The sequence below is a fragment of the Acinetobacter sp. 129952 genome (assembly GCF_056642055.1).
On the sequence record NZ_JBWVSU010000003.1, the window covers coordinates 129,882 to 147,516 of the forward strand.

At 45.8% G+C, this 17,635-nt stretch carries 12 protein-coding genes; 6 read left to right on the top strand and 6 right to left on the bottom strand.

Annotated elements, in window-relative coordinates; genetic code table 11:
- The first annotated feature begins 834 nt into the window (after nucleotides 1–834).
- Entirely contained in the window at nucleotides 835–1,749 is a 915-nt protein-coding gene (gene omp33-36 / locus AC1IR0_RS04945; protein ID WP_409651536.1) for a porin Omp33-36, read from the top strand.
- A 68-nt stretch (nucleotides 1,750–1,817) separates the two neighbouring features.
- Here omp33-36 and AC1IR0_RS04950 read toward each other — a convergent pair whose 3' ends face one another.
- The 4 genes from AC1IR0_RS04950 to AC1IR0_RS04965 form a co-directional block, all read right to left on the bottom strand.
- Nucleotides 1,818–3,788 (bottom strand): BCCT family transporter, encoded by a 1,971-nt coding sequence (locus AC1IR0_RS04950; RefSeq protein ID WP_180180821.1) that lies wholly within the window; start codon nucleotides 3,786–3,788, stop codon nucleotides 1,818–1,820.
- Nucleotides 3,789–3,960: 172 nt separating this feature from the next.
- Entirely contained in the window at nucleotides 3,961–4,677 is a 717-nt protein-coding gene (locus AC1IR0_RS04955; protein ID WP_005105364.1) for an ion channel, read from the bottom strand.
- 245 nt (nucleotides 4,678–4,922) lie between these two features.
- Nucleotides 4,923–6,629 carry a cation acetate symporter gene (locus tag AC1IR0_RS04960; RefSeq protein WP_004729195.1) on the bottom strand — a complete coding sequence of 569 codons (1,707 nt, stop codon included), beginning with the start codon at nucleotides 6,627–6,629 and terminating at the stop codon, nucleotides 4,923–4,925.
- A gap of 1 nt (nucleotide 6,630) precedes the next feature.
- Nucleotides 6,631–6,963: a DUF485 domain-containing protein gene (locus AC1IR0_RS04965; protein WP_396469548.1), complete on the bottom strand. Its 333-nt coding sequence runs from the start codon at nucleotides 6,961–6,963 to the stop codon at nucleotides 6,631–6,633.
- Between the two features lie 183 nt (nucleotides 6,964–7,146).
- On the opposite strand from AC1IR0_RS04965, the gene AC1IR0_RS04970 reads away from it, so the two are divergent.
- On the top strand, nucleotides 7,147–10,638 hold the full coding sequence (locus tag AC1IR0_RS04970) for a hybrid sensor histidine kinase/response regulator (RefSeq protein WP_004729193.1): 3,492 nt from the start codon (nucleotides 7,147–7,149) through the stop codon (nucleotides 10,636–10,638).
- Nucleotides 10,639–11,049: 411 nt separating this feature from the next.
- Nucleotides 11,050–11,811 carry a hypothetical protein gene (locus AC1IR0_RS04975; protein WP_479741211.1) on the top strand — a complete coding sequence of 254 codons (762 nt, stop codon included), beginning with the start codon at nucleotides 11,050–11,052 and terminating at the stop codon, nucleotides 11,809–11,811.
- Nucleotides 11,812–11,900: 89 nt separating this feature from the next.
- Here AC1IR0_RS04975 and AC1IR0_RS04980 read toward each other — a convergent pair whose 3' ends face one another.
- Complete coding sequence (locus AC1IR0_RS04980; RefSeq protein ID WP_004281370.1) at nucleotides 11,901–12,551, bottom strand: response regulator; 651 nt, start codon at nucleotides 12,549–12,551, stop codon at nucleotides 11,901–11,903.
- A gap of 376 nt (nucleotides 12,552–12,927) precedes the next feature.
- Here AC1IR0_RS04980 and msuE point away from each other — a divergent pair, with 376 nt between their 5' ends.
- The 3 genes from msuE to phrB all read left to right on the top strand — a co-directional run bounded on the left by msuE (nucleotide 12,928) and on the right by phrB (nucleotide 16,358).
- A complete protein-coding gene (gene msuE / locus AC1IR0_RS04985) occupies nucleotides 12,928–13,662 on the top strand; it encodes an FMN reductase (RefSeq protein WP_479741212.1) in 735 nt (244 codons plus the stop codon).
- A gap of 26 nt (nucleotides 13,663–13,688) precedes the next feature.
- Nucleotides 13,689–14,801 carry a dimethylsulfone monooxygenase SfnG gene (gene sfnG / locus AC1IR0_RS04990; RefSeq protein ID WP_479741213.1) on the top strand — a complete coding sequence of 371 codons (1,113 nt, stop codon included), beginning with the start codon at nucleotides 13,689–13,691 and terminating at the stop codon, nucleotides 14,799–14,801.
- 147 nt (nucleotides 14,802–14,948) lie between these two features.
- Entirely contained in the window at nucleotides 14,949–16,358 is a 1,410-nt protein-coding gene (gene phrB / locus AC1IR0_RS04995; RefSeq protein ID WP_479741214.1) for a deoxyribodipyrimidine photo-lyase, read from the top strand.
- Nucleotides 16,359–16,419: 61 nt separating this feature from the next.
- Here the strand turns inward: phrB and AC1IR0_RS05000 are convergent, their stop codons facing one another.
- Nucleotides 16,420–17,601, bottom strand: coding sequence for an acyl-CoA dehydrogenase family protein (locus tag AC1IR0_RS05000; RefSeq protein ID WP_479741215.1), 1,182 nt, complete (start codon nucleotides 17,599–17,601; stop codon nucleotides 16,420–16,422).
- Nucleotides 17,602–17,635: the final 34 nt, after the last annotated feature.

Consider the following 17,635-nt stretch of genomic DNA (forward strand, 5'->3'; position numbering starts at 1 on the left):
TAATGCACCGCATTAGGGCGAGTTAAATTATTCCTCAGCAGATATTTTAGTTTACCCGCAAATTTTGGCGAAAAAAGCCCGATTTTCTATGAAAATCGGGCTTTTTTTTAGCTATTGAATTTTAGACCTCTATTTTTACTTTTCAATATGCACTATTTTGGTGCTTAAAATTATTCTAATATTTATTTTTCTCATCTTGTTTTGAGTTGAAGGTTTTTTCAGAAACGGAATGATCCGAAATAAAAAATGCTGGACAAAAAAAAGCCCAACCTTGGGGAAAGCTGGGCGATAAAACAAAAAATTGTGGAGAATCAGGCTAAATCACTATAAAAGTGTGAACTCTAACTTGATTTTCATATTATGTAAAATTCCCCTCAAAATGTAAAGCCGATTGCTCCAGTCAAGATTATAAAACATGCCCATTTAGCTCAAAAAACAGACACCTATTCTAAGATCCAAGCTGATGATACTTTAAAATCAAGCAATCCAATCAAAGACCTGATGCGCCAGACATTTTGCACTTCTTGACACATTTATGAATTAACTCACCTATTATTAATTGTTTTAATAGATAAATATATTATAATTAATCGTATTAATTGATTAAAATAACAACATAATTTCTCCTTAATCTTTAGTCCCGATTCTATATTTAAATTCTAGATTTTTGTTATACAAGAGTTTTTATATGAAATAGCTTCGGAGCCTAATACTTGAATTTTACACAAAATTAATACAATGATTTAGCTTAAAAAAATAGCGATTTCTAATTGGATTGACTTAATAAATTGTTACAATACAATACGTTTTATGTTGTACATCTTTTGTAACAAAATGGTAAATATCATGAAAAAACTAGGTTTAGCCACTGCTGTATTATTAGCGATGACCGGTGCTCAAGCATATCAATTCGAAGTTCAAGGTCAGTCAGAGTACATCGACAACACTGCAAATGACAAAGACTTCACTGGCGCTGTTCAAGGTACTTACTACTTAAAAGATGTAGACGCTTCTAAAGGTCCTTTAGCTGAAGCTGCTTTCCTGAACCAAGCTTCTAATGTTGCTCTAGCGTATAGCTATGGCGAAAACGGTCAAGAAGAAGCTGGACGTTCACGTACTGTAAATCATACTTACGGCGTAAAAGGTGAAGCTTACGTTCCAACTTCAGTTGTGCCTGTTTATGCAAGCGCTTCTTATAGCCATACCATTGCTGATAGCAAAACTGCTAACGCAACTGACGATCAAGGCGACCGTTATGCATTAGAACTTGGTGCTTTAGTTGCTCCTAACTTCTTAGTTGCTGTTGGTTATACAAGCGTTGCTGACCAAGCTTCTTTAGATGCATTCAATATTGTGTCTAACGGCGTTGCTAAAGCTGCTCTTGAATCTGCAACAATTGCTGATAAGACAGATGCGATCACTGCACGTACTAAATACGTTGGTGCAATCGACGGTACTAACATGTCAATTGGTTTTGAAAGCGGTTTAGTTTATGGTGAAGATACTGCCTACAACTTAGGTACAACTCTTTTCCTTAACCCACAGTTAAGCGTTGGTGCTTCTTATATGGAATCTAGCTTTGCTGGTTCTCCAGACAAAGCTTGGGGCGCGAACGTAAACTACTTCATTACTCCTGCTGTTGCAGTTGGTGCATCTTATGTAAATGCTAACTACGAAGCAAATCTTGCGCAAACTGCTCAAGTTCGTGATACTCAAACGATCGGCGTAAATGCCAAATTCCGTTTCTAATTTCTGATTAGATTCTGAATCAAAAAAGGACGCATATTGCGTCCTTTTTTATTGTTTTATGACTCTGTTTACTCAGGCGTACGTACCAGACTTAAGAAGTGCAAATGACGTTCATATTGATCAATGATATCCTGCAATAGATCTTCTTGCGTCCACTCCATCACATCATAACCCTGCCCACCTTCTCTTAAAAAGACTTCTGCCTGATAGGAATCTACTCCCGCATTCTCCAGTTCAGCCATAAAGCTTGGACTTAAAGTCTGAGTGGCATTGACCTGATAGATAAAATTAATTTCATCCTGATGATCAACACGGAGCTGTATACCGTCTTCTAGCGGGCTAATCGCTACATGTAATCGGCGCCGTTTCAATTCACTTTGAAAGCTGAGAAATGCCTTATTCACCGTATTGTGAATATACTGCTGCACCTCTTCCTGAGTATGCGGATAATGCATGATCAGGCCTAAGCGCTGTTGCCAGCTGCGTGGATTCTGGATCGCACGCGGGGTAATCCGTGCGGCTTGCAGTGCATGCATTTTGGTGACATCCAGATGTAGGGCTTTGATTAATCCCCAACACATCAGCAGCATAATAAATGTAAATGGCAAAGCGCTCATAATCGTGGCCGATTGCAAGGCCTCTAAGCCACCGGCCAGCAAAAGGATGATGGCTAATAAAGCCATGAGTACGGTCCAGAACAGACGCTGCCAAGTCGGTGAATTATCACTTTTCGCTGTCAGATAATCAGTCACCAATGCCCCTGAATCGGCAGAAGTCACAAAGAACAGCATGACCAGTAAAGTTGCAATGATGCTGGTCACTGAGCTGAAAGGCAGATTGTTCAGAAACTCAAATAGGGCCACTGATGAATCACGCTGAACTGCCTCTAATAAGCCAGTATTGGCTTCATGCATAATGCTGTACAGTGCGGCATTGCCCATAAAGCCCATCCAGATCAGGGTAAATCCAGTCGGAATCAGCAATACACCCACGATAAATTCACGAATACTGCGGCCTTCCGAGACCCGGGCAATAAACATCCCGACAAATGGCGACCAGGAAATCCACCAGGCCCAGTACATGATGGTCCAGCCCCCAATCCAGCCACTTGGCTGATAGGCATACAGATTAAAGGTCATACTGAACAGATTTGAAACATACTGGCCGGCATTCTGAATAGTCGTCTGTAACAGATAAATACTCGGACCTGCCACAAAGACAAAAATCAGCAACAGCAGTGCAAGTACCAAATTTAGTTCAGATAAACGTTTAATTCCTTTGTCTAATCCAAAAAATACAGAAGTCGCCGCCATGGCACTGACCACAATAATCAAAATGACCTGAGTACTGGGTGCCTGTTCAATGCCAAACAAATAGTTCAAACCTGAATTGATTTGGGTCACCCCGAAACCAAGCGTAGTAGCGACACCAAATACCGTACCAATGGTGGCAAAGGTATCGACGCCATCTCCAATCGGTCCATAGATCTTTTGACCAATCAGCGGATACAAGGCCGAACGGATTTTTAAAGGCAATTGATGCCGATAAGCAAAATAAGCTAACGACAGGCCAACAAGCGTATAAATGGCCCAGGCATGTAAGCCCCAGTGGAAAAAGGTGACCCGCATAGATTGTTGTGCAGCCAGTACGGTTTCAGGTTCACCGGCAGGTGGCGTGACATAATGCATCACCGGTTCGGCCACACCAAAGAACATCAGGCCAATCCCCATGCCTGCGGTGAATAACATCGCAAACCAGGAGGCACTGCTATATTTCGGTTGACTATGCTCGGGTCCCAGTTTGATTTTGCCCATATCCGACAGGGCAATATAAGCCAGAAGGATGATAAATATCGCCACCGACAATACATAGAACCAGCTAAAGGACGTGGTAATCCACTGGTTCAGTTGCTGGGTAAAAACTGAAAAAGCATCGGGTGCAAATACGACCAACGCTAAAAATATCGCAATAATGGCGACAGTACTGATAAAAACATTTGGATTGATATTGGCAAAACAGGATGGTTTTGTGGAAGGCATACATCCTCCATTTTTTAAAAATTGGATCGACAAACAGCGTCAAATAATTATTGGTAAGGTCAAAATGATTAGACAGATTCAGTCTATGGGAGCTAGATCTCCTGCTATTTTAGGATGTGACACAAAATAAAGCCGTTAAGTTACTGTAACAAATACAATAAAAGGATGAGTCTCATTGCCCAGGCGGGTTTTCTCTATTTTTCACGTTCTTTTTATGCGGTAGACGTGCGATATATTGCAAGGCAATTAAGCGGGATACAATCAGCGCCAGATACATCACCCCGACAAACATCTGGATAATGGCTAGCATCCGTGCGACCGGACTGACCGGCATGATATCAGACAGTCCTGTTGCAGATTGCACACTGAAACTAAGAAAAATCAGATCCAGCCAGGGTTGATAGGCTTGCAGATCGGGGTCTGAAAAGCTGTACGGCACCAGCAGCTGACAGATACTGTAGAGGAAGGCAAAGCCCCAGGCCAGCAAGGTAAATACTGCGCCAGCGGCAAAAAGTTCATCCTTGGTCAGATAACGGTCATGAAACATATAACGCAGTAGGCCATAGGCTGCACTAAAATAAGCACCAGCTTCAAACAGGTGGGCGGTGACATGGATCCAGGTATAACGCAGTCCCAGCACAATCAGGGAGGAAAAGAGAATTGCGCCGGCGACAAAGCTGAGTCCTAAAATGGTAAACATCGGAGTCTGGCGAATGACTCTGGCAATCACCAGCAAAACCAAAACACCCAGTACCCAGGTTCCCGCCCGATAAGACATGCTTCCATAACTCAATACCGACAAGAGCAAGATCAGCAATTGCAGGCACAACAGCCATGCCGAAGGCAAATGGGTAAAGCTGTTCCAGAACTGCTGCAGAGATTGCTTCATAATGCCCTCCTTGTTGCTATTCTTGTTACTATCTTCATGTAGGGAATACATTGTTATTGTTAACAGCTTTTAACATAGCATGCTCAAAGCCACTTGCAGATATACGATTTGTATGAAAATTACTGAAATAACACTGCACAAATCCAGCCAGCTCAATGCAATACGGCATTTATCCTAAAGAAAAAACTTGATGATATCTCCATAAAAAAAGCCCCTGACGGGGCTTTTTTAGCGTAGCGCAGATCTTAGTGATCCGATGCGCCTGAGATACCAATACCGGTTTGTGAGCGTACAAACTGCGCATCAAAGGCTTTGCGTTCTGCCTGAGCCTGTGCCGAATTATCCGTCACAGAGAACAACCAGCAGCACAAGAATGACAATGGCATCGCGAAGATTGCAGGACCATTGAACGGGTTCACTGGCGTATCAGAAATACCCAAAGTATCGACCCATACTGCTTTAGACAGCACAATCAAGGTTACTGCGGTTACCAGACCTGCAACACCACCAATCACTGCACCACGTGTCGTCAAGCCTTTCCAGAACATAGACAATACCAGTACCGGGAAGTTGGCACATGCCGCAACAGAGAATGCCAGACCGACCATGAAGGCTACGTTTTGTTTCTCGAACAGAATCCCGAGAATCATCGCGAAGATCGCAAGACCTAAAGTCGCAATTTTAGACATACGTAGTTCAGATTCAGGCGTGGTTTGGCCTTTCTTCAACACGTTGGCATACAAGTCATGCGAAATTGCTGAAGCACCTGACAGGGTCAAACCAGCAACGACTGCAAGAATCGTGGCAAATGCAACTGCAGAAATGAAGCCCATGAACAGGTCACCGCCCACTGCATCAGACAGGTGCACCGCCGCCATGTTATTACCACCCACCAGCTCCAGCTTGCCAGTCACAGCCATTTTCGCAACATCAAGGAATTGCGGGTTGTTCGATACATATAGAATCGCACCAAAACCAATGATGAAGGTTAATAGGTAGAAATAACCAATAAAACCTGTAGCAACTACGACTGATTTACGCGCTTCTTTGGCATCTTTTACCGTGAAGAAACGCATCAGGATATGTGGCAGACCTGCGGTACCAAACATCAATGCCAGACCTAAAGAAATCGCATCAATCGGATTAGATGCCAGACTACCCGGACCCATGATTTTGGTCGCATCTGTCAGGCTCAAGTCATGTACTTTTGAGTAGACACCAATCGCCTGTTCAAACATGTTGGTAAAGCTGAAGCCCACACCTTTCATAACCATGAATGCCATAAAGGTTGCACCAGACAGCAACATCACCGCCTTGATGATCTGTACCCAAGTGGTTGCCAACATACCGCCGAACATCACGTAGGCCATCATCAACAAGCCAACGATCACGACTGCAATGTTATAGTTCAGACCGAATAGAAGTTTGATCAGCTGACCTGCACCCACCATCTGTGCAATCAGATAGAACGCGACCACAACCAGTGAACTTAAAGCAGCCAAGGTACGTACCGGTTTTTCCTGCAAGCGGAAAGACACTACGTCTGACAGGTTGTATTTACCCAGGTTACGCAGACGTTCTGCCACCAGGAACAATACAATCGGCCAGCCCACCATGAAACCCAGTGAATACAGCAAGCCATCAAAACCGGACAGGAATACCATCGCGGAAATACCCAGGAACGATGCAGCTGACATATAGTCACCGGCAATCGCCAGGCCATTCTGGAAACCGGAAATACCGCCACCGGCAGTATAGAAGTCTTTGGTATTGGTGGTTTGTTTTGCTGCCCATTTGGTAATAAACAGCGTAGCACCTACGAAAATCACAAACATGATAATCGCGTGCCAGTTGGTCGCCTGCTGTTCTGCTGCACCCAGATCAGGACCAGCGAATGCAACGCCTGAAGCCACTATCGTGGTCGCCAGGGCAATAAGAGAATTCCATTTCATCTTAGTGGTGTCCTTTTTCATGCGCAATCGCTTCGACTTCACGGATTGCTTCTTCAGTCAATTGATCAAGTTTGTTATTGGCAATGTAGGAATACACACCACACAAGATAAACGACAGGACAATGATACCCAGACCAAGTGGAATACCCCACGTGGTCACACCACCTGAAATTGAAGACAATAGAAATTCTTTGTTGTAACCAACCAGCAACATGAAACCCACATAGACAAATAGCATAATGCCGGTCAACGTCCAGCTGAGCATACTTTTCTTGTGGACCATTTCCTTGAATTTTGGATTTTGTAGAATACGATCTACTTGTACCTCATCCATAATTACTACTCCTGTAGCCCAACCTTGGGCTGCCTATTTTTTAATTCGAATTATCACTGGTGCAAGTTAACAATAATCGTAGGTGCTTGTAATTTAGACTTTGGTCGTTAAAAAATGATCAATTTAAACTGTAGCGTTCACGATGCGTTATCATAGCGGCATGCTCAGTACACATCAGGCTATATGAACAGTTGGCTCATCATAGGGGTACTCGCCCTCTATATCGCATTACTCTTTATCTGCGCTTTCTACGGGGAAAAACATGCCAGCCGGCTGAGTACCCGTGGGCGTATGCTATTGTTTAGTTTAACTTTAGGAGTGTACTGCTCCTCCTGGACCTTTTACGGCGCCACGGGTGCTGCGGTACGTGAAGGGATTATTTTCCTGCCGATCTATCTGGGTCCGCTACTCTTTGTTGCTGTCGGCTATGACATCTGGCGCCGTCTGGGACGGGTGAGACAGCATCATGCCATTTCTTCGATCGCTGACTTTGTCGCAGCACGCTATGGTAAAAGTGGTCCCCTCGCCTCGCTGGTAACCATTCTGGCGGTGGTAGCGATTGTGCCTTATCTGGCCTTGCAGTTACGTGCGATTGCCTTAAGTGCCGCCGTCATTCTAGAACCTTCCGCAGGTGTAACCGGCACGACCAATGGCGTGCTGTTTCTAACTGGGGTTCTGGCAATACTGGCGATGATGTTTGGTACCCGGCAGATTGCCAATACTGAACAGCATGGCGGGCTGATGCTGGCCGTAGCATTTGAGTCTTTTGTTAAACTTTTTGCCCTGTTGGCAGTCGCCTGTTTCTTTATGTTTGAAGCACCAGAAAATCTGGCACAGATCAGTAGCGATATCAGTACCACTTTTCATGATGTGCAACTGTTTGGCGTACCACAAAGTTTCTGGATTCAGACCCTGCTCGCGGCACTGGCCATTATCTGCCTGCCGCGTCAGTTCCATGTAGCTGTGGTTGAGCTACGTGATGAAAAACATATCCGCGGTGCACGGCGCTGGTTTGCGGTCTATTTGATTCTGACTACCTTGGCGATTATTCCGATTGCCAGCTGGGCACTACATGCTGCACCGCAATACCTGGCGATTCCGGATGTGGCGGTCCTGTCCTTGCCACTCAGCTATAATCAGGACTGGCTTACTTTATTAGCCTTCTTAGGCGGTTTTTCTGCCTCTACCGGAATGCTGCTGGTGTCTTCCGTGGCACTGTCAATCATGCTCAGCAATGACCTGATCATGCCGGCGTTGTGGCGTTTAAAGCTGATTTCCCGGCATGACAAACGCTTGCCGTTGGTGCTGAAATTTACCCGCCGGGTCTGTATCCTGGGTGTGATGTTGATGGGCTTCCTGTTCTTCAACTTCTTTAATGATATTGACCAGCTGTCAGTTTTTGGCCTGTTGGCGTTTAGTGCGGTGGCACAATTCGCCCCTGCCCTGATCGGCGGCCTGTACTGGCGTGGCGGTAGTAAACAGGGTGTCTATGCTGGACTCCTGACCGGTTTTGCCTTGTGGGCTTATACCCTGCTGTTTCCAACCATTTTGCGAAGCCTGCCAGAAGCCTATAGCAGCTTTAGCCAAAGCTTGCTGAATCAAGGGCCTTTTGGCTGGAACTGGTTAAGACCGGAAGCCCTGATCGGTTTTGAGTCTTTTGATCCACTGACGCATGGCGTAGTTTGGGCACTGGGCTTAAATACCCTGCTGTATATCTGGATTTCCCGTATTTTCCGTCCGAGTATTGCCGAACAGATTCAAGCCGAAAGTTTCTTCTATTATGAAACCAAGCCACTACCCTCGCAGAGTCCTTCTAACGAGGTCAGCTATTCGCATCAGGATGTCGCCCGTTTAAAAGTCGGTGATCTGATTACCCTGGCTAAACGCATTACCGGCGAAGGCCCAACCACACGCGCTTTCCAGCAGTTCTGCACCCAAAACAGTGTTGAGCTGAATGAAAACAGCAGTGCCAATGGCATGTGGTGGCGTTTCACCGAACAGTATCTGGCGGGGACTATCGGGGCAGCCTCGGCACGTACCCTGTTGACCACAGCTATGGTTAATAATGGTTTGGCATTGGGTCAGGTCGCCAATATTCTCGATCAGGCCTCGCAATGGCAACGCTTTAATCAGAACCTGATCATGACCATGATTGATCACATGACCCAAGGGGTCAGCGTAGTCGATGAAAACATGTGTCTGGTCGCATGGAACAATCAGTATCTGAAACTGTTCGATTATCCGACCGATATTGTCTATGTCGGTTGTCCGATCGCCGACCTGATCCGTTATAACGCTGAACGTGGTGAATGTGGCCCGGGCTCGGTTGAAGAACATGTACGGAAACGGATTCACTGGATGCAGGTCGGCAGTGCCCATGAATTTGAACGGATTCGTAAAGATGGCCGCGTCATTCAGATGCGCGGCAATCCGATCGAAGGCGGCGGGTTCGTTACCACTTTCGCCGATATTACTGCCTTCCGTGAAAATGAAGCCGTGCTTGAAGCCCGCGTTCAGGACCGTACCCAGCAGCTGGCCGATGCATTGTCCGAGCAGCAACTGGCGCGTGAACAGGCCGATAAGGCCAATATGTCAAAAAGCCGCTTCATTGCAGCCGCCAGTCATGACCTGTTGCAGCCAATGCATGCCGCGCGCCTGTTCAGTACCGCACTCGAACAAAGCGTGCAGAATGATGAAGACCGCAAGACCTTACAACAACTGGATCGTGCTTTGCATGGTGCAGAAAGCATGTTGTCTGCCCTGCTGGATATTGCCCGACTGGAAGGCGGCACCATTCAGCCGAAACGTCAGGCTTATCCGCTGCATGACCTGCTCAGCGATCTGGAACTCCAGTTCAAATCGATCGCTGCACAGCGTGGTATCAAGTTCAGTGTGCATGATGCACAGTTCTGGATTGATACCGATCCACAATGGATTCGCCGCATTATCCAGAACTTTGTCAGCAATGCGTTGCGTTATACTGCCAGAGGTAAAGTGGTGGTCGGTGTATTACGTTCGAGCAGCAGACCGAATCATATCCGTATTGGCGTCTGGGATACTGGCCCGGGCATTGCCGAAGAACAGCGCATCAAACTGTTTCAGGAATTTGAACGTTGCGGCCACACCTCGCCTTGGGGTGAACAGGGTCTGGGCCTAGGTTTGGCGATCGTACAACGCATGACCAGCATGCTGGACTATCCGGTGCATGTATCTTCTGCGCTGGGCAAAGGCTCCTGCTTTATGATTGAAGTGCCTGTGATTGAGGCACCTAAAGTTGTTGCAGCACCGGTTCAGGCCGTACCTTTAAAGAGCAAAGCCTTTAAGATTCTGTGTCTGGATAATGATGAAACCATTCTGGAAGGCATGTCGACCTTATTGACCAAATGGGGTTATCAGGTGTTTAAAGCCACTGAACCTGAACAAGCAGCCATGCTGATTCAGCAGGAAAATATTCAGGTCTGGCTGGTGGATCAACATCTGAATCAGGACAAGATCGGTCTGGATTTCATTCTGGAACATCGTTCGAAGGATATTCCGGTCGCGTTGATTACCGCCGATTCCGATCCGGAATTGCCGCAACGTCTAAAAGAGCTAAACATTGTTCTGCTGAAAAAACCGCTGAAACCGGCCTCATTACGTTCATGGTTATCTGGACTGAAAATTTCCGACTCCTAAGTAGATAACGATCTGATCAATGCCCATTTCACACCCTGAAATGGGCATTTTTTATACTCAACTGCCACATAAACTTACCTAGCTTGCATAAAATTTATTCTAATGTGCTAAAAGCAGCAAATATGCCGAAAATACAGCTGAATAAATTGACCAAAATGCTCATTTTTTAATTCACTATGGCAAAAACTGACGAATGTATTAATGTACATGTGTACACTTAGTTACAATTAATTATCTTATTGTTTTTAATAAAAATTAAAGAGTAATTTTCCACTACTATAACTTTAGTCGTATTTTTTATCCCCTGCACTTGGCTCTAAAAATAGGGGAATAAGAAACGATCAGTTTCCATCTTATGCAGCCTTAATTTTTTTGGTCGCTGATCTATTTCTGCATATCGGAGTTCTTCACATGAACATAGATCAAAACCAGGGCCTGAATCAGACCCAGCAGTTTCACCGTCAATATGGCGCCAACGCCTTATTGCCAAGCATTGACTGGGCACAGGTCTTTAAATACAGCAAGCTGAATGATGCCCAGTATCAGGCACTGGAAACGCTGTATCAGAGTGCAGTACCCCTGGCACTGCAAGTCTTTGATGAATTACATTTTGATGTCTTTGAACCTTATGCCTACAAGCCGCAAGGTCTGGGACTATTTGAAAAGATTGCTGAACAGGAAGACAAGCTGATTCAGTCTTTAGAAGCTGAAACAGAGGACCTTCCAGCAAAAACCCGTCATCAGATCTGGAGCATGTTGCTGCGTGGTGGCGCGGTACTGGTCTTTAAGGCCTGGCTGGGTAAAGTCAAAAATGAAGAAGATTGTCTGGACACCAGCCAATTTGATGAGCTGTCTGATCTGTTATTTATCAAAACCTGCCCACATGAGCTGGCGCAGCGTTTACATGTCGATCCGAATACGCGCGACGAACATGTCTTCCTGATGTATGACAATGAAGTTTATCTGGATCGTTTTAACAGTCTGGAAACTGCGGCACTGTTTGTGGATCTGGGTGTATATGATGCGACTTTCCTGAGTCTGCGTGATGATCGCGTGGCGGAATATCTGAAATCGAAAGGTTATGTCACTGAAGAGCAGATTGACGAATTGCAATGTGCCTTAAATCCATTGTTTTGTGATGATTTCACCCGCAAACAGGATTATATCGCCTAGCTGACTCAGGCCTTTGCACTCATTTTTGCAGATTTCGCCCATAAAAAAAGACCTCCAAGGAGGTCTTTTTCAATTCGGCTATGCAGAACTTACATTTTGCGGTCTTCAATATTCAGTGCATTGATGGCCAATACCGCTTGTGTCCGGTTTTGTACGCCAAGCTTACGGAAGATTGCAGTCACATGCGCTTTAATCGTCGCTTCCGATACATCCAGCTCATAAGCGATCTGCTTGTTTAATAAACCTTCAGCCACCATCATCAATACCCGGAACTGTTGTGGCGTCAAAGACTGGATCCGTTCTGCCAAAGCCGTTTCATCGGCAGCACGCGGATCAAAATTCATATTGGCCGGCAGATTTGGCGGTAACCAGATTTCACCTTCTAGCACTTCACGAATCGCTTCACCGATATGGCTTGGGTGGGCAGATTTAGGAATATAGCCCATCGCACCATGCGCGATCGCACGCTGGATGATGCTGACTTCTTCATGTGCAGACACGACAATAATCGGTAAAGACGGATATTGTGCACGGACATGCACCAGGGCAGAAAAGCCGGAAGCGCCTGGCAGGTTTAAATCCAGCAGCACAAGATCAGGCTCAGGGCCATTTTCTAGACGTTCATAAAATTCATTGACTGCCGCAGTTTCATGAATCTGGGCTTGTGGCAGGCTATAACGTACAGCTTGAATCAAGGCATGACGAAATAGTGGATGATCATCAACGATTAAAATATTCATAGGCAACGTGAGAGAGATCTTGGCACGGTAGCCCCTATTCTAACCACACAACCCGGTTAAGGATATGCAAGACACTACAATTTTTAAAATAATATGCAGTTTTTCTTCAAAATTACCCATTTTTGCACTATTGCAATAATTGTTTAATTCTCATCACTTTTTTATATATCACTTATTCCTCACTGAAAAAGCTTATCTTTATTCAATATAAATATAAATATCATTTACTTACATATAAAAACCTCCTTAAGAATCAGGCCTTTGTCGTATATCGCAAAATCAGATAACTTTTCAGCTTTTCGTTATTTTACAGCCCTTCGCTAAATCGGGATTAATAGGGTCATTCCAAGATTACCCCTATTTTCAGGTTCTAAATATGTCTAATTTTAATGCGCAAAAACCCTTAAATATTGTTGCCGTATCTGGCGGTTTAAATCATCCCTCAAAAACCGAAGCCCTGGTTCAGGCCATTCTGGATGAGCTGGGGGAAGCGACACCGATCAATGTGCATTTCATTAAATTTAGTGAAATTGGTTCGCTCTTGGGCGGTACAATTTACCGCAATCAGTTGCCGCAACGCGTTCAGGATGATCTGGCAGCAGTAGAAGCCGCAGATGCGCTGATTGTGGGCACTCCTGTATACCGCGCTTCATTTACCGGCCTGTTCAAGCATTTCTTTGACTTTGTCGAGCAAACGGCGCTGGTGGATGTTCCGGTATTACTGGCGGCTTCCGGTGGCAGTGACCGTCATGCACTGGTGCTTGAACATCAACTGCGTCCTTTATTCAGCTTCTTTCAGGCACAGACTTTACCGATTGGGGTCTATGCCACCGACCGCGATTTCACCCCTGAATATACTATTCACAGTGAATTGCTCCGCGACCGGATTACCCTGGCTGTGGCGCGTGCCTTGCCGATTCTTGAATGGGCGCCGACCAAAGGACAACGTGCTGAAGTCGTTAAAGAAAAAACCATTCAAGCCAGTCAAAATCTGGGCATTAACAAGCAGATCGAACAAGAAGAAGTATTGCCTTCAGCAGCCGTGCCAAGTCTGGATGCCGCAGAATCGCGCTTGCACAGCAAGAAAGCACCAAAGACTCAAGTGGCTTGAACACAGCATTACAAAGGGTGATGAATATGTCGAATGATAAAAATATCGTATTTGCCTATTGGGTGCCGAATGTCAGTGGTGGCCTGGTGGTCAGTAACATCGAGCAGCGCACCGACTGGAGCTATGACTATAACGTGCGTCTGGCACAAACCGCTGAACAGGCAGGCTTTGATTATGCTCTGACCCAGATCCGTTTTACTGCCGGCTATAATGCAGAAAACCAGCATGAATCGGTGAGTTTCAGTCATGGTATTCTGGCCAAAACTGAACGCCTGAAAGTCATTGCCGCGATTCTGCCGGGTCCTTGGAAGCCGGCACTGGCTGCCAAACAACTGGCGACGATTGACCATCTGAGCAATGGCCGGATTGCGATCAATGTGGTCAGTGGCTGGTTCCGCGGTGAGTTTGATGCCATTGGGGAAGAATGGCCGGAACATGATGAGCGTTATGCCCGTTCGGAAGAGTTTATCCGTAGCCTGAAAGGGGTCTGGACCCAAAACAACTTTAATTTTGAAAGTAAATATTATCAATTCAAAGACTATACCCTGAGTCCGAAACCGCTACAAAAACCGCATATTGAAATCTTTCAGGGCGGCAGTTCCCGGGCAGCACGTGATATGGCTTCTCGCGTATCTGACTGGTACTTCACCAATGGCAATACCCCGGAAGAGCTGAAAAAACAGATCGATGATATTCGTGAAAAAGCCAAGGCAAATCATCACTCGGTGAAAATCGGCGTAAATGCCTTTGTGATTGCACGGGATACCGAAGAAGAAGCTCAGGCTGTATTGCAGGAAATTATTAGCAAGGCCAATGTGCAGGCAGTGAAATCTTTTGGTGAAGCGACCCGTGAAGCCGGCGCAGCAAGTCAGGAAGGTGAAGGCAACTGGGCCAAATCCACCTTTGAAGATCTGGTGCAATACAATGACGGGTTCCGCACCAATCTGATTGGGACACCGCAGCAGATTGCTGAACGGATTATCGAACTGAAGAAAGTTGGCGTTGATTTAATTCTGTCAGGCTTCTTGCAATTTATTGAAGAAGTTGAATATTTTGGCCAGAAGGTACTGCCTTTGGTCCGTGAGCTTGAAGCACAACAGGCAACGCCGGTGCAGCAAGAAGAAGCTGAGCCCGTATAATCATTCCAATAAATCTCAGCAGATTCATTCCCTTCCTCAAGGCTCGGCTTGGGGGATTTTTTTATGTGATAAATTTGTTGTCTGACTAGGTTTAAGACCATCAATTCCTTAAAATTCTGCACTAACGACTTTCCAAGAATTTTAATAATGCAACTGATCTGGTTTCGTCAAGACCTCCGCATTCATGATCATGCCGCGCTGTGGCATGCCACCCAGCAAGGCAGCTGTATAGCACTGGTGGTTCTCTCTCCCGAACAATGGAAGCTGCATCAGGATGCCCGGATTAAAATCGATTTTTATCTACGTCGCCTCGACATCTTAAAGCAGCAGTTAGCGCAGCTGAATATTCCATTAATCATTTTAAATGTTCCCTTATGGCAAGACCTGCCGGCCGAAATGCGAAGCCTGTGCCAAAAACTTCAGATTGATACGCTACATGCCAATATTGAAGTGGGCGTGAATGAACTGCAACGTGATGCACAGCTACAGCAGATGCTGGAACAGCAGCAGATCCGGGTCGAGCTGTATCATGATCGCAGCCTGTTTCCACTGACCAGTATCCGTAACCAGTCCAATCAACCCTATCAGGTCTATAGCGCATTCAAGAAAAAGTGCTATGAACGACTGATTCAGAATATACCGGGCTGCTATCCTGCCATTCAGCCTCAAGATCCGTTTGAATTACCCGCTCAGCTGACCAGCTTTGATCTGGGAAAATTTGCAGTTGATTATAAGGTCGATCATGTTGCCCAGTTCTGGCCTGCGCAGGATCAAGCTGCCTTAGAGCTGCTCGATGATTTTATCGGGGAGAAAATGGCTCACTATAAAACCGAGCGTGATTTACCTGCAGTCGATGGTACCAGCCGCCTGTCACCATATCTGAATATCGGTATTCTCTCGATCCGTCAATGTATGCAGATCCTGTTTAAGGACGGTTATTTCCAGATTGATGATATCGGTCAGCAGACCTGGCTGGATGAACTGCTCTGGCGCGAGTTTTATCTGCATACCCTGTTTGATTTTCCCCGTGTATCCAGACATCGGCCTTTTAAGGAAAATACCGATAATATCCAGTGGCGTAATGCACCTGAAGATCTGGCTGCCTGGCAACAAGGACACACCGGGATTCCGATTGTCGATGCCGGTATGCGGCAAATGCAGGCTACTGGCTGGATGCATAACCGGGTGCGCATGATTACTGCAATGTTCCTGTGTAAAAACCTGCTGATAGACTGGCGCTTGGGAGAAAGCTGGTTCATGCAGCAGCTGATTGATGGTGATCTGGCAGCGAACAATGGCGGCTGGCAATGGTGTGCTTCGACCGGCATGGATGCCGTGCCCTATTTCCGGATTTTTAACCCGGTCGGCCAGTCACAAAAGTTTGATCCGAATGGGGATTATATCCGTCAATGGGTGCCAGAACTGGCGCATCTGGATGCCGAAAGCATTCATGACCCCTATGCCAAAAATCTGGATCTTGAACTGGATTATCCAAAACCGATCGTGGATTTAAAAGCCTCTCGTGTAAGAGCGATTGAAGCTTTCAAGCAAATTTAAAACCAAACTTTTTCATCCAGAATAAAACAGCCTCTGATAAAGAGGCTGTTTTATTTTCAGATCAGGAATAAAAGCTTGGATCAGGCACTTTTCCAGTCAGCACCCATTCCCCCACTTCCTGATACTTATAATCGATCGGATCATGCAAGGTCTGGGTGCGGACATTGCGCCAGAAGCGGTCCAGATTGAGCTTGGCCGTGGTGGCCCGCGCACCCATCACCTGGAAAATATTCTGGGTAATATAGAGAGAGGTATTGGTTGCGGCAATTTTAGCTGTGGCAATGGCAACCGAGACTTCACCGCGCTGTTCGGCACTTAAATCATTCCCAAGCTCCCAGGCTGCCTGTAAACCCTGAACTGCTTTATCTGCGAGTAAGCGTACACCTTCTAGCTGTACATAGAACTCGGCAAAATGCTTCTGGGTAAAAGGATCATTCACTGCATCGTCTGCCAGTGATTTGGACCAGGCTTTTTGGGTCTGTACGCCCTGTCTGGCGATTTCAAATGCCCCTTCTGCCACGCCCAAAAACAGATGCACGAAAATCAGCTGGGCAATCAAAGGCCGTAGACTGGAATACGGCGTACTCAGTGGACCGGGATTTAACAGCAATTCATCTTCATGAATTTTGACCTGCTCAAAATGGCTGGTACCACTGTCGGTCTGGCGTTGGCCCATATTGTTCCAGTCGCCTAGAAAGCTCACGCCCTCTCGCCAGGTAGGAATCACTCCTATCAGTAATTTTCCTGCTTCGTCATAACCTGAACACAGCAACATATCCGAATCAATCGAACCTGAGCAGAAGCTTTTATCACCATGGAAAATATATTCGTTTTCTGAAACTTTTGTAACTATGGTGCGATGGTCCAGCGGATTTAGAGTATTACCCCAGAATAGATTATTTTGGGCAGTCTGTTCAAACCACGGGCCATATTGTTCCGATTGGGAAAATAATTGCACGGTCGCAATCAGCAAATGATGAAAGCCATAGACATGCGCCAATGAACTGTCGACTTGGGCTACAATTTGAATAGTTTTAAAAATGGTCTGCCAATCTGTCTCCTGACCGCCATACTGTTTTGGAATGGACAGGCCCAGCAAGCCACTCTGGCGAATCAGGTCACGTTCGGCTTTAGGATTCCCACCTTGCCGATCCCGCTCTGCTGCAGTCAAAGCAAAAATTTCAGCAAGTTTCTGGGCAATATCGACAGGAGACTGATTTAAATATGATTGTCGTATATTCATTGTTTTTGGACCTATATTCAGCATGGCTCGAGCT